This is a genomic window from Haloechinothrix halophila YIM 93223, assembly GCF_000504245.1.
GTDB classification, from domain to species: domain Bacteria; phylum Actinomycetota; class Actinomycetes; order Mycobacteriales; family Pseudonocardiaceae; genus Haloechinothrix_A; species Haloechinothrix_A halophila.
Map to the genome: position 1 here is coordinate 2,677,492 of NZ_KI632509.1, position 13,909 is coordinate 2,691,400.

At 70.0% G+C, this 13,909-nt stretch carries 10 protein-coding genes; 8 read left to right on the forward strand and 2 right to left on the reverse strand.

Going from position 1 to position 13,909, the window contains the following annotated elements; all coding sequences use genetic code 11:
* Positions 1-16 precede the first annotated feature (16 nt).
* Positions 17-361, reverse strand: coding sequence for an antibiotic biosynthesis monooxygenase family protein (locus AMYHA_RS28400; protein WP_157362052.1), 345 nt, complete (start codon positions 359-361; stop codon positions 17-19).
* A gap of 87 nt (positions 362-448) precedes the next feature.
* Here AMYHA_RS28400 and AMYHA_RS28405 point away from each other — a divergent pair, with 87 nt between their 5' ends.
* The gene (locus AMYHA_RS28405; protein ID WP_034271117.1) at positions 449-1,114 is read left to right on the forward strand and encodes an ArsR/SmtB family transcription factor; all 666 of its coding nucleotides are present in this window, start codon (positions 449-451) and stop codon (positions 1,112-1,114) included.
* Here the strand turns inward: AMYHA_RS28405 and istA are convergent.
* Entirely contained in the window at positions 1,062-2,270 is a 1,209-nt protein-coding gene (istA, locus tag AMYHA_RS12295; protein WP_051399810.1) for an IS21 family transposase, read from the reverse strand. The genes AMYHA_RS28405 and istA overlap by 53 nt on opposite strands.
* 450 nt (positions 2,271-2,720) lie before the next feature.
* Here istA and AMYHA_RS12300 point away from each other — a divergent pair, with 450 nt between their 5' ends.
* The 7 genes from AMYHA_RS12300 (at position 2,721) to mobF (ending at position 12,970) form a co-directional block, all read left to right on the forward strand.
* The gene (locus AMYHA_RS12300) at positions 2,721-3,185 is read left to right on the forward strand and encodes a single-stranded DNA-binding protein (RefSeq protein ID WP_034276960.1); all 465 of its coding nucleotides are present in this window, start codon (positions 2,721-2,723) and stop codon (positions 3,183-3,185) included.
* Between the two features lie 478 nt (positions 3,186-3,663).
* Positions 3,664-3,921: a hypothetical protein gene (locus tag AMYHA_RS12305; protein WP_034271120.1), complete on the forward strand. Its 258-nt coding sequence runs from the start codon at positions 3,664-3,666 to the stop codon at positions 3,919-3,921.
* Positions 3,922-4,519: 598 nt separating this feature from the next.
* Positions 4,520-4,951, forward strand: coding sequence for a hypothetical protein (locus AMYHA_RS12310; RefSeq protein WP_034271123.1), 432 nt, complete (start codon positions 4,520-4,522; stop codon positions 4,949-4,951).
* Between the two features lie 127 nt (positions 4,952-5,078).
* Positions 5,079-5,531 carry a hypothetical protein gene (locus AMYHA_RS12315; protein ID WP_034271125.1) on the forward strand — a complete coding sequence of 151 codons (453 nt, stop codon included), beginning with the start codon at positions 5,079-5,081 and terminating at the stop codon, positions 5,529-5,531.
* Between the two features lie 919 nt (positions 5,532-6,450).
* A complete protein-coding gene (locus AMYHA_RS25690) occupies positions 6,451-7,509 on the forward strand; it encodes a hypothetical protein (RefSeq protein ID WP_157362054.1) in 1,059 nt (352 codons plus the stop codon).
* Between the two features lie 81 nt (positions 7,510-7,590).
* Positions 7,591-7,749: a hypothetical protein gene (locus tag AMYHA_RS26995; protein ID WP_157362056.1), complete on the forward strand. Its 159-nt coding sequence runs from the start codon at positions 7,591-7,593 to the stop codon at positions 7,747-7,749.
* Between the two features lie 331 nt (positions 7,750-8,080).
* The gene (gene mobF, locus AMYHA_RS12325) at positions 8,081-12,970 is read left to right on the forward strand and encodes a MobF family relaxase (protein WP_169732926.1); all 4,890 of its coding nucleotides are present in this window, start codon (positions 8,081-8,083) and stop codon (positions 12,968-12,970) included.
* Positions 12,971-13,909 lie beyond the last annotated feature (939 nt).

Consider the following 13,909-nt stretch of genomic DNA (forward strand, 5'->3'; position numbering starts at 1 on the left):
GTCAATCCCCTTCTTGCTATCCGTGGACTCGGCGGCTGTCCATTGGAACCTCCGCCCTGTCGTGCGGGCCGTGGTCGCGGACCAGCTCCGCCATGCGCAGGCGATAGTCGGTGAACAGGCGAGCTCGGCCCAAGCCTTGTGCGCGTCGATGCTCTGGACGGTTGCGCCAGCGCGTGACGGCCTCCTCGTTATCGAAGAACCCGATCGCTACGAACTTGCCCGGCGTAGCGCAGCTCGAGAACCGCTCCACGCCGTGACAACCGTCGACTTCGGCCAGGGCCGCGCGAACCCGTTCGGACTCACGCAGGTACTCCTCGTAGATCTCGGGCGCGCTTTGGTCGAACCAGAACTCGAAGATCATCGCAATCACTCTTGGCACCTCCTGCAGCCAACGCTAACCACCGACGTTTCGGTGCGGGCCGAACTATCGAGCGGATACGTTGTTCTCATGGAACGCAATCCGCTTGCGGTCATCGGCTCGCTGCTCGCCGACGACACGCGCGCCGGACTGCTGACGGCGTTGATGGACGGTCGCGCCCACACCAACAGCGAACTCGCCCGTCACCTGCAGGTCAGCGCGTCCACGGTGAGTGAGCATCTCCGCAAACTGCGTGACTCAGGCATGGTGGCGGTTGAAGCGCAGGGGAGACACCGCTACTTCCGCATAGCCGATCACCGGATCGCCGACATGCTGGAATCCCTGGGCGCAACCGCACTCTCAGTGCCCGCACCACCGGTTGCGACGGCCGTGGCGTTCGCTCGCACCTGCTACGACCACCTCGCCGGCGAGGTGGCAGTGCGCATCTATGGCCAGCTTGTCGACGACAGGTATCTGATTGCAGACGACGAACAGGTCCACCTCACGACATCGGGGTTGGAGCTGTTCAGCGACATCGGTGTCGACGTCGCGCCACAGGCCTCTCGGCGGCCGCTCGTGCGGTCGTGCCTGGACTGGAGTCAGCGACGGCATCATCTTGCCGGCGCGGTGGGCGCCGGACTCCTGGACACCATGTTGCTTAATCGATGGCTCGTGCGCCAGGACGGGCCACGCAAGGTCCGGTTCACCCGAAGTGGGCGCATCGCTGTCTCAGCGACATTCGGCATCCAGGTCTAACATCCGTCCTTAGATTCGGCACTGCCAGCAGGGCGTCGATGATCAGGGTCGCGGGTGCCGTCGGCATCGCCGTGGGCCTGGCGGGCCGCGGCCCAGAACCGATCAGCCGGGCCGGTACCGAGTAGCGCGACTGGCGCACGGTGATCCGCGAGTCCCGGCCGACCTTGGGGGTGAGGGTGACGCCGCAGTCGAACTCCTCGGCCGGCAGCGGCCGCAGCAGCTCGGCTTCCTCGCGGAAGCGGAACCCGACGCTGGTGTTCTGCCCGTGCAGCACCCGATCGTCCGCGGCCCGTTCGATCTCGGCGATGCGCGCGTTGAGCGCGTCCAGCGACTCGACGTCGGGCACTGGCACCAAGTGGCTGCGCCGGAATCTCCCGCCCTCCTGCTCCACCCCGCCTTTCTCGTGCGCGCCCTCGACGCCGGGGAGGCAGTAGAAGGCCTCGAACCCGTAGTGGCTTCGGAACGCCACCCATTTCTGCGACTCGACCCGGTTGCGGCCGAAGCAGACCCGCTGCACCGCCGGCTTGAGGTTGTCGTAGCGGATATGCCGGAACGGCACACCACCGAGCACCCGGAACGCTTCTACGTGGCCCTCCATGAACGCTTCCTGCGCCTGCGACAGGAACACCCGGTGCACCGACTTGGCCGAGTACGACATCCGCAGCGTGAACTGGTGGCACTTGATCACCTCGCCGACCAGCCGCACCCACACCTCGGCGAAGTCGACCTCGGCCTCGGCGCCCGGCGCGTGCTGCTGCGGCACGACCGCCTCCACCGGCACCCGCTGCTTGTGCGCCTCCGCGGCGATGTCCGGCCGCCGCTTGCGCACGTAGTCCCGCACCGTCGAGATCGACGCCAACGTGAAGTCGTACTCGGTGGCCAGCCGCTGATACATCCGCACCACGGTGTGCCGCTGCTTCGACGGCGCGGTCAGATCCGCCCGCAACATCTCATCGATCCAGCCATGCGCCGACGCCAACACCAACACCCGCGGCGGCGCCTTCTTCCGCGGCTTGGACAGGGCACTAGCGAGGGCCTCTCCCACCGTCCGGCGATGAACCCCGTACCGATCCGCCAACGCCCGCACCGATACCTCCGGATCATTCCGGCGATCCCGGCGAATGCTCGCGAACAACTCGACGCGCGACTGCGCCACAACGGCCTCCCGCCACGACCGTGATCAACGTGGCGCAATCCTTGCCCGAGCCTTACGAGTGACCGCGCCCCTTTCACCACATCGTGGGCGTGTTCACCCACGGCAAGGTGGGCCAGATCAACTTGTCCAAACCCAAGTGGGGCCGAGACGCCCTGCCCAGGCGGGGCCAGAACAACCTGCCCTAAACAAGCCAGCGGGAGGGCACGGCGCGAGCAGGTGAGTCCGTACCGGGGCCGTCGATCTCCGCGGAGCAGATCGGGACACGACCGCCGCCGCAAGGGCGCCTGACGGCGACGCTTCGCGCAAACCCTTGCACCACCGGCCGTGTCCCGATCCGGCATTCGCACATCGACAGCCCCTCGGGCACGGACCCACCCGGTCACTACCGGGATGTGGGAGCTCGAACGGGTTGTCGGCGAACTGGATCACCGATTCCGTGAGGAGCACGTCATGGCTGGAGACACCGTTATCACCGTTGTTGGCAACCTGACCGCCGACCCCGAGCTTCGCTACACCCCGTCCGGCGCGGCGGTCGCGAACTTCACCGTCGCGAGCACGCCCCGCACCTTCGACCGCCAGTCCGGCGAGTGGAAGGACGGCGAGGCCCTGTTCCTGCGCTGCAACATCTGGCGCCAGGCCGCGGAAAACGTCGCCGAGTCCTTGACCCGTGGCGCGCGGGTCGTCGTGCAGGGCCGCCTCAAGCAGCGGTCCTTCGAGACCAGGGAAGGCGAGAAGCGCACCGTCGTCGAGCTCTCCGTCGACGAGATCGGCCCGTCGCTGCGCTACGCCACCGCGAAGGTCAACAAGGTCAACCGGGGCACCGGCGGCGGCTACGGCGCGCCCGCAGGCGACGACGCCTGGAGCACCGGAGAGCCCGCCGACGGTGGTGAGTTCTCCGACCAGCCGCCGTTCTGATCGTCCCCTTCGCGCGTCGGGCCCGGACCTCACCGTCCGGACCCGACCTTCGACAGCACCTGACAGACATCGACGGTCAGGTGCACCCGAACACCCGCAGGAGCGGTAGTCGTGCGCCACGGGCGCAGGGCGAGCCGTCGGCCAGGGGCCGTCGGCGTCCCGCCGGTCCTGCGGGCCTCGTCGCCGCCCGCGCCGTCGTCGCCGGACGGCCGCAGACCTTCCCGCCGAGCCGAGGCGCGCGCCGCACCACCGACGCTGCTGCCCGCTCACCCGCGGCCGGGCGCTCGTCCACCCCCACCGAGTGCCCGGCCGCGCCTTTCTTTCCACCCTCCTTTCCCTTTCCTGCCAACAGAAAGGTCGTGTCCGCATGTCCCGAGCCGTTCCACCCGCGCGAGTACTTCGATATGTACGGCATCCTGCACGAACTGGGTGGCTGGTCCTACGTCGTTGACGACACCGGCATCGTCTACGCCAACGAGTGGTACCCGTACAGCAGGCCTGTCCGGCTGGCCCCGACATCGCGTCGTACTCGTGGCGCGACGAGTACGTCGCCGTCCACCCCGGCCCGGAACCACACCTCGCGGTCGCCCCGCTGCGCCTGGCGATCCGCCGCCAAGGCTCCGGCGCGATGGTCGTCGACGTCTTTCCCCGTGCCCGCATCGCGCGGGTCGCCCGTCAACTCGCCGCGGCCACCCGGCCCGCTGGCCCGCCCCGTCGCCCCGATTCGGCCTGGTGACCGGACCACTCTCACCAAGCGAGCCGGACGCGCGGCTGCCGCAGACAGCGAGAGCGCGGCCGCGCCCGGCTCACTCTCGGCCGGGCACCGCTTCCCCAGGTGCCCGGCCGAGCCCGTCCCAAACCTCTGATCGGAAGGACTCCTCGCGATGACGACCCCCGTCGGCTCCGAACCCGACCACTTCGACCGCCTGGTCGACTTCGGCGGCTACCGCTACTACATGTTCTTCGACCCGCGCAGCCCGCACTACAGCCCGCTGCCACGCACCCCGGCGCGCGCGGCGAACTACGACGCTGGCGACCGGTGTCGCTGCCCCTCCTGCGCGAGCGAGGGCTGGTACGAGCAGTCCCCCAGCGTGCCGGTTCTGGCGCGCCGACTGCTGGCTGTGCGAAGGCACCCGCGAGTGGGTCCACTACCCCGGACCCGGCCAGCATCCGCAACGGCTGCCGTGCGATGTGTGCCTCGACGCGTGGCCGGAGGAAGTGCGGTTCTTCCGCGACGCCCTGCGCAGCCCGCAGGCAACCGCCCGGCGACTCCGCGACGAAGCCGCGGCTCGGCGGCGCGCGCAGCAGACCACCACGGACGGCGGTGACCGGGCATGACCGGCACCACCACCTCCACCTCGTACGACGGCGTCGCCGCCCTGGCGCCGACCCTGCCATCCGGCCGGGCCGCCCCGGCCGTGCCGAAGGCCGCCCGCGATCTCGTCGAGTTCGCCCGCGACGCCGGATGGCTCAGCCTCGTGCAGTGGTGCGAAGCCGCCGACGGCTCGCCCTACCTGAGCGTCCAGCTCGGGCTGCGCGAACCCCGGCACCACTACCAGCTGTCCTGGCACAGCTTTGACCAGCTCGACGCGACCAACCCGGCCGGGGACGTCTCGGGCGTGCGGCTACGGCTGTTCACCCGCATCGGCTCGACCGGCGGCCGCTGGCAGGACCTGCCCAGCCTGAAGGTCCTGCGGCACGTCATCGACCAGCACCGGCAGGAGCCCGCCGAGCTGGGAGGTGATGCCGCCCGTGCGACCCGCTGACGCCGGCCACGGCAGGCCGGGCCACCGCCGCAGACCACCACCGGCCGGCGTCGGGCACCGCTGGCGACCTGGACGGCGAGGGCAAAACGATCGGCTGTGTCGGTCGTGTGCCCTACCCTCGGATGACATGAGGTTCCGCTCGGTTGTCGTGTTCGGCAGGCTCATCGGCGCTGCCGGGCTCGGTGCTGCGCTCGGCGCCGCGGTCGCCGGGCTCATCGCGATCGTGCTCGGCCAGGCGTTTCAGCCCGGCAGCACCTGGCTGACCGGGCTGCCGGTGCTCGCCGTGCTCGGCGCCGGCGTCGGCGCGTGCGCCGCCCGGCTGACCCGGCAGTGGTTCGTGCCCACCGACCCGCACCGGCACAACGACGCTCGCCGCCGGATGCTGCTGTTCACCGCCGCCGGACTGGTCGCCGTGCCGCTGGCCGTCGCGGTGGGCCAGTTGCACGCCATCGCCGCGATGGCGATCCCGCTGATGCTTGCCGGTTCCGCGGTCACCCTGACGCTGTGGATGCGGGCCTTCCGTCGCAACCATCCCGGTCGGCACGGCGGCCGCCCCGTCGTCCGTCCCGCAGCCCGGTAGGCCGCGATGGCGGCCGGGGTCGGGACGATTATTCCGCTGTTCGGCCTGTTCGGGGAGCCGGTCGCATCTGACCCGCTCCCCGAACAGGCCCCGGCCGTCGTTTCCCGAGCCGACCTCAACGACGTCGGCTCGCACGCCCCGCCGCTGCAGACCGAACCGCTCATCGTCGACCCTGTGCGGGACGGCCCGCAGCGGCGAGAAGGCGCCAGAAACGGCGAAGGCGTGCCCGGCCGAAGCCAGGCACGCCTACTGCCGTGCGCAGTAGCCCGAAGGCTAACCGCCGCGAGCGGCGATCCGGCAAAAGCTGCGCGGCACGGTGCGGCGGGGATTCGCTGGGCTCAGTAGCAACCCGAACCCGGCGCGAGCCCCACTGTAACCATGCCGCCGGCACCGCGGTGGCATATCCCGGCTCGCCGGCGGTGCCGTCCCCGCCGAGACGGACGGCAGGGCGCGCGCATCGGGCCAGCCCTCCGGCCGCCGGTCCCAACGCGACCGAGCAGATCCACGACCGGGCAGCCGCGCGTCACTAAGGCCCCCTCGTGCCGGAAGGGTCTTATGCCACGTCAGGCGCGTCAAGGGCACCCGAAAATTCTTCTCCGCAAGCTCCGAAGATTTTTCGGGGCCCACCCTTGACGCGCCTGCTGCGGCACAAGAAATGGCACGTACGAGAGGGCGGGAGGAAAAAGGGTGGCAATCATTTGATGCAACAATTGCGCTGGCAAGAGTTACTCGCCTATTCCTGCGGTCAAAACCGCTGGTGGAGCGGTTGCGTATAGTCGAAAAGCCGCCATGGTTAGGCGGTAAAAATGGCCGATTCGGGTTGAGAAATAGGCCCACGGGCCACTAGACTAAGGACTGTAAGAAAAACCGGGACGGCAAACCCGGTGATTCGCAAAAATCAGTAGTGGGGAAACAATTCATGTCGAAGACGACCACTATTTCTGATGCTCTTTTTCAGGTAGCGATCCTGGTCAAGGAGGGTGACAGCCGCCGGGCCAAGCGCGAAATGCGGGAACTGCTGAACGTCGCCGACAGCGCAACGCTCGCCCTGATCGGCCGGTGCGCCTCCACTTTGGAGCAGTACCCGCACCGTATCGCCGTGGAGAAGCTGCGCAACGCATGGCGTCGCACGACCGACGAGACCCACCGCGCCCTGATCGCCGCGTGCGCGCCCGAGCAGGACAACGGCCAGTACCGCCCGGAGGCCGAGCCCGCCGCGCCGTCCCGCTACGGACGCGACAACTACCGCGCGCCGCGCAACAGCCGCCGCAGCTACGACCCAAACCGCCGCAAGGCCCAGCGCACCCAGCGCCAGGCCAGCCAGGAGGCCGCCGCCGTGCGCTACTTCACCGAGCGCGCCGGAGTGAGGGAGGGTCAGCAGATCAAGGACCGCGACGACCGCGCGCAGGACGCGCAGGTCTACGCCTCTGGACTGGACTACGACAAGGCCGGAGTTCCCGACACGCGCGGCCTGCCGTGCGTGTCCTGCTGGCTTGAGCGCGCCGCCGCCGATGTCGTCACCGACCGGGTACGCGCCGGTCACGGTGATGATGGACTGTGCGGAGACTGCCGGGAATCCGGCCGCCCCGGCATTCCCGAACTGCCCGCCGATCACACCCGGGCGGACGCCATCGAAGCCCGGTGCGCGTTCATCGCGGAGCGCGCCGGAACCAGCGCGCGCGGCATCCTGCGCCGTGAGTGGAACCGCTACGCCGACCCACGCGAGCGCGCCACCGTCGCCGCCTGGGTGCAGGCCCACCCGTTGCCCGAGCCCGCCGCGCCGAGCGAGCAGCCCGCCACCCGGGTGACCGCCGTTGCCGGAGCGTGCGAGCAGTGCGCAGGCATACGCCAGGTTCGGCGCGGGCTGTGCGTGGACTGCCGTCAGCTCGACACCGCGCCGGTTCTCGCCGCCGTGCCCAGCGCTGCCGCCGAGGAGCCCGCCGACGAGCAGGCCGAGCCCGCCCCGCGCGCCGCGTAGCCGCACCGGGCGGGGTCCGGCTGGGCAGCCGGACCCCGCCCGGCCCCAGTCATCCCAGCCGCAGCAAGGAGCGAACCCGCGATGAGCACCCGACCCAGCACCGGCCGCCGCATCCGCAAAGACGACGACGAAATGGACGTGTTCGACCACCGCCGCGAGATCGTGCCGCGCGCCGGTCAGGCCAAGGCCGCCAACCGCCGCGACCGCCGCGCCGCCCGTCAGGGCCGCTCGACCGAGTAGCGCGCCGCCGCGCCGAAAAGCCCCCGGTTTCCGCCGGGGGCTTTTTCGTGCGCGCGGACCGGTTCCCCACGGTTGCCCGCCCGCCGCGCCGTCCCCACCCAACGGCCCCGCACGACCTTGCCCGCTCACTCCTGCCGCCTCCCCCGGTCGACACGGCCAGCTGGCCGCCCCGCGCCCTGCCTGCCCGCTCACCGGCACACAGCACCTCTTGCATGTGCCATGCTCGCCGGTGCTGAATCGTTACAGCAACTTGTGTAGCTCTAGTTGATGTGGATTAACATGGAAACGACAACTGATGTGGACACTTGGGGTTTCCTTTCGAATGATCGGCGTGCGCAAGCTCTCCCCCGGCGGGTACGAGTACCTGACCGGGGCGGTCGCCTGCGGCGACCGCGAGCTAGAGCCCGGCGAGTCGCTGAGCGACTACTACCTGGCCCACGGCTACCCGGCCGGCGAGTGGTTCGGCACCGTCGCGGCGGAACTGGGCATGTCCGGCGAGGTCACCGCGGCGCAGATGAACGCGCTGTTCGGGGAGGGTCGGCACCCAGACGCGGACCGCATCCAAGCTGAGATGATCGCCGCCGGGCACAGTGAGGCCGAGGCGCTTGCGGCCACCAAGCTGGGCCACCGCTTCTACCAGTACGACGGCACCGATCAGCTGCGCAGCCAGGTCATCGACGCCTACAAGCAGTACAACCTCGACCACGACCATCCGGTCGGCGCCCCGGTCGACGACGACGTGCGCGCCGGGATCCGCCGCGACGTCCAGGTCCAGGCGTACGCCGACGCCCACGACGGGCAGCAGCCCACCACCGCAGAGCTCACCAAGTGGCTGGCCGAGCAGAAGCGCGCCATGAAGTCGGCCACCAGCGGCTACGAGATGGTGTTCGCCCCACCCAAGTCGGTCAGCGTGGCGTGGGCGCTGAGCGACGAGACCACCCGCGAGCTGATCGTAGGCCTGCACCGCCAGGCCGTGCGCGACACACTGACCTACCTGGAGAACAACGTCGCCTACACCCGGCGCGGCGACGGCGGCTACGCCCAGCTCGACGTGAATGGGATCGCAGCGGCCATCTTCGAGCACTGGGACAGCCGCGCCGGCGACCCGCACCTGCACACCCACGTGCCCATCTCGGCGAAAGTGCAAAGCGAAGACGGGCGCTGGACCAGCCTGGACGGGCGCACCATCCTGGCCGCCTCGGTCACCATGAGCGAGTTCTACAACAGCCGCATTCGGGATCTGTTTCGCGAGCACGGCGCTGCCTGGACCGAGCGGCCCGCCGGCGGCTTCGACCTCAAACGCCCGGTGTGGGAGCTCGATGGTGTGCCCAGCGAACTGCTGAGCGGCTTCTCCCAGCGCGCCTCCCAGGTCGAGCAGGACCGCGCCGCACGCATTGTCGCCTTCCGCCGCGAACACGGCCGCGAACCGACCCCGAAGGAGACCCTGGAGCTCTCGCGGCGCGCCCAGTACAGCACCCGCGACGTGAAACAGCCCGCGCGTTCCCTAGCCGATCACCTGCGCCGCTGGCGTGGCCAGGCCCACGAGATGGTCGCGCCCGAGCTCGTCGACGAGCTCGGGCAGCGCGTGTTCGGCGGCGAACCGGAAACGCTGTCCGAGATCGACGTCGACCAACTCGCCGCAGCCACGCTTCGCACCGTCTCCGACTACTACAGCCACTTCAACGCCTGGAACATCGAAGCCGAGGCACACCGGAAGACCGCGCACCTGCGCGTGGCCGACGGCGGCCGCGACCAGCTGATCGCCGACGTGGTCCACGCGGCCACCCACTCGGCCGACACCGTTGCCCTGGAGGCCCCGTCGCTGGTCGACGAGCCCTTCGCGCTACGCCGCACCAGCGGCGAGAGCGTGTTCGTCGAGCACAACTCCCAGCGCTACACCACCCACCAGACCCTGCGCGAGGAAGCCGCGCTGGCCGCCTGGGGGCGCCTCACTGACGGCCATCGGGTGAGCCGGGCATCGGTGAACCAGGCCCTGGCCGGCGCACGTCGCCTCAATCCCGGCCAGCGCGCCGCCGTCCTCGCGTTTGCCACCTCTGGCCGCCGCGTGCAGCTGCTCTACGCCCCGGCCGGGGCGGGCAAGACCACCACGATGAAGGTCTACGCCGACGCGGTGCGCGCCGAGGGCGGCCGGGTCTTCGCGTTCGGGCCCAGCGCGCGGGCCGCGCAGGAACTCGGCCAGTCCATCGACGCGACCCCGCACACCCTGCACCAGGTCACCACCGCACAGAAGCTGGGCGTCGCCGAGCAGGCGTTCGCCTTCGCCCGTGGCGACGTGCTGATCATCGACGAGGTCTCAATGGCCGGCACGCACACCCTGCACGACGTCGTCTCCTATGCGCTGCGCAACGGCGCCGACGTCCGTTTCGTCGGCGACGACAAGCAACTCGCTGCCGTCGAAGCTGGGGGCGCGATCCGCTGGTTCGAACACATCAACGGCGCGGTCCGGCTCAAGGAGGTCGTCCGCTTCGCCGACCCCGACCAGGCCGCCGCCTCCCTCGAACTGCGCGCGGGAAACCCCGCCGGCCTCGACTACTACTTCGAGCACGGCTGGGTGACCGGCGGCAGCCGCGAAACGATACGCGACGCCGCGCACCGGGCCTGGCGCGCCGACCTCGACGCAGGCCGGGCGAGCCTGCTGATCGTGCCGACGAACGAGGACGTCACCAGCCTGAACCTGCAAGCCCGTGCCCTGCGAACCAACCGCGGCGACGTCGATACCGGCCGCGCCGCGCACCTGCACGACGGCACCGCCGCCAGCCGCGGCGACTGGATCGTCACCCGCCACAACGACCGACTCAAAACCCTCTTCAGCGGACGGGACTTCGTCAAAAACGGCGACACCTGGGACGTGGTGCGCGTGCGCCGGGACGGCTCGCTCAAGGTGCGCCACCAGACCAGCCGCGGCACCATAGTGCTGCCCGCCTACTACGTCGCCGAACACGTCGAGCTCGCCTACACCTCCACGGTGAACCGCGTTCAGGGCATGAACTCCCGCGGCTCCGCGCACAGCATCGTCACCCAGGGCCTGAGCCACGAGCAGCTTTACCCGGCGATCACCCGCGCCGCCAGCGACAACCGGATCTACGTCGAGACCCACAAGCACACCATCGACTCCCACCAGGAAACCCCGCTGGAACAAACACCCCGCGGTGTCCTGGAGGCGGCGCTGACCCGCTCCTCGGCGGAGACGTCGGCGACCGAGGAACTGCGCACTTCGCTGTCCGCGGCCGAGTCGCTGCGCACCCTCGTCGGACGCCACGACCACGTCGCCCTGATAGGCACCGAGGAGACCGTCGACGCGGTGCTCACCGAGCGCGTCCCCGCACTGCTGGAGCGTCCGGCCACGCCCGCGCTGCGGCAAACGCTGCACACCGCCGAGGCCCTTGGCTGGCAGGCCGACCAGCTGGTGCCTGCCGCGCTGGCCACCAGTCCGATCGAGGGCGACGACGTCGACGACCCGGCTGCGGTACTGCAATGGCGCATCCAGCAACGCGTGCTACACGAGCAACCGACCGACCGAGCCGCCGCGCCCACGATGGCCGCTATCAACCACTGGCGCACTCTCATCGAGCGCCACGACCCGACCGCGGCCGTGGAAGAACCCGCGTGGATGCCGGTCTGGCAGCGCGCGGCCGCGGCCGTCGACGAGGGCCTGGACGCCGACGCCGCGATCACCACTGTCGCCCGCCAGCTCGCCCACCGCCCTGCCCACGACCCGATGGATGCGCACCGGTTTGCCTACGACGCACTCTCCGTGGCGCTGCGCCAGCAGCGCGCCGACGGCGCCGGCTGGCACCCCGCACTGCCGTGGATGGCGCGCCCCAACCACACCCGCCTGGCCGCCGAACCCGAACTGGCCGACTACCTCGACCGCGTGCACACCACGATCGCCGCGCGCGTCACCGAGCTGCGGACTACCGTCACCGCCGCCCCGCCGGCCTGGACCGCAGCTCTCGGCCCGCGGCCGCTGGACGACCCGGCCGCCGCTGAACGCTGGGACCACCTCGCCACGCTGGGCGCCGCCTACCGCGACACCTACACCATCACCACCAACGACCCGCGCCAACCGCTCGGCGAGGAGCCCGACGGCCACGGACTCAAGGCTCGCGCCTGGCGGCAGCTCATCGACAACTGGGCACCACCCGACGCCGCCGACAGTCCCGCTGGCGAGCGCGCCGGCGGCGCCGAGCGCGAGCAGGACGACGTCCTCGACGGGCTGCGCGCCGACATCGACCCGGACGATCTACTCGCCGCGCTCGCTGGCGACGACATGGTCACCGACGAGCCGGCCGCGGAACGCCTGTTCGACCTCGCGCACCGCTACCGCCGTGGCGTGCGGGCCGCGGACGATCACCACCGCGACGAGCAGATCCACCGCGTCCTGGCCTACCGCGCCCCGCAGGTCTACGGCCAGGGCGCCGAACAGGCGCTGCTGTGGGCGCTGCGCCAGGCCCACGGCCTCGGGTGGAACATCGAGCAGGTCGTGCCGGACGCCGACAGCCTGCGCGGCCTCGACCGCGCCCGCGACCCGGCCGCCGTGCTCTACCGGCGTGTGCAGGACCGGGTCGAACGCGCCGACCCGCCCGGCGAAACCCGGCAACCCCAGATCGGTCCCCTGCCCTGGCTGGAGACCGCCGGCCCGGCAGTACTCACCGAACAACCGGAGCTGGCCGACCACCTCGACCGGCTAGGCCAGGCCATCACCGACCGCGCCGAGCAGTTGCGCGCCGACGTCGCCGCCGAACAACCCGGCTGGACCGCGGAACTCGGCCCCCGGCCCGCCGACCTAGCGGACGCGCAGCGGTGGGACGAGCTCGCCGCGACGGCCGCCGCTTACCGCGAGACCTACAACATCCGCACCACGAGCCCGGCCGTGCCCATCGGACCACAACCCAGCGGGGACGGCCTGCAGGCCCGAGCCTGGAAACAGCTCACCGAGATATGGAGGCCCATCGTGACCACCCCCAGCGAGCAGTTCTCCCGCAATCAGGAGCGCATCGCCGCCCTGCGGGACCAGGTCATCGATCGCGGCGAGGACTACCAGGACGACACCGAAAAGCTCGGCGCTGACTACGCCGACGAAGCCACCGATCGCCGCGAGGACGCCCGCGCCGCCGAGGTTGCCGAGGAAGAACACCAGTACGACGACACCGAAGAACTCGGCGAAAGCACCGACCTCGGCTCCGGCCTCAGCTACTAAGGCAAGGCGTCCGCCGGGCCAGGCGCGGTTCAGTCCTGCGCAGCCGCACTACCGGATCGCCCTTCTCGACGGGGATGGGCGGGGTGAACCGACCGAACTGGTCCGCGCCATCGACGTTAGAGCGAAACTGCATACGAGCGGATCGTGCGACCTTAGCGGAACTATGAATGCGAAAGAGATGTCCGATTCGCCCTCTCCAACTCACCTCCTCGCGCTCAATGTGTCGTTAATCACAACCGAGCGAGGGGAACTTCCATGTCGATGAGGATTCTTTCCTGGCGATTTCGATGACGAGCCAGAGAGGACCTGCGCCGAGTGCGGCCAGGAGCTGACCAGCGCGAACGAATCGTGCAACGAGTGCGACACCGAGGTCACTACGGACACTGTTTAGTCGCAATTACCTTCGCAGGCTTGAGCCATACCGACCTACGGACCGGCGGGAACCCGGTGCGGTGCAGCCCCGCCCCTACATTGTCGAGGCTGTTCCCCGGCCTCGCCCTCAACTCAGGGCTCGACCTGCCTCCAGCTTCAACCGATCACTGCGATGACCGGCGGCGGGCACCACCTCCCGCGCGGCTTCCATCAGCGCCTCGTGGCGCCCGTGACTCTTCATCTACGGTTCGCCCAGTTGGGAAGTCTCCACGCGCTGGACGGACTTCGCCTGATGAGCCGACGAAAGTTGCCCCCGCTGGCAACGAAGCTGCGAACAGACCTCGACGAATTCGCGGAGCTGCGGAAGTCCCAGATCGACTCATGGGTGGTTGGGCCTGCCCCGACCGTATGGGATGCCACCGGCGAGCTTCGAAAGCGTGCGGAACAGGCGGCGATCGAAGCGCGCCAGTTCACTGGGCAGGCATTTGAGCGATTCGGACGCCGGCTACAGGGACAACCGGTCAGACGGGACCCACAATCCGAGCCCGCAGCCGAGTCCCGACCCGA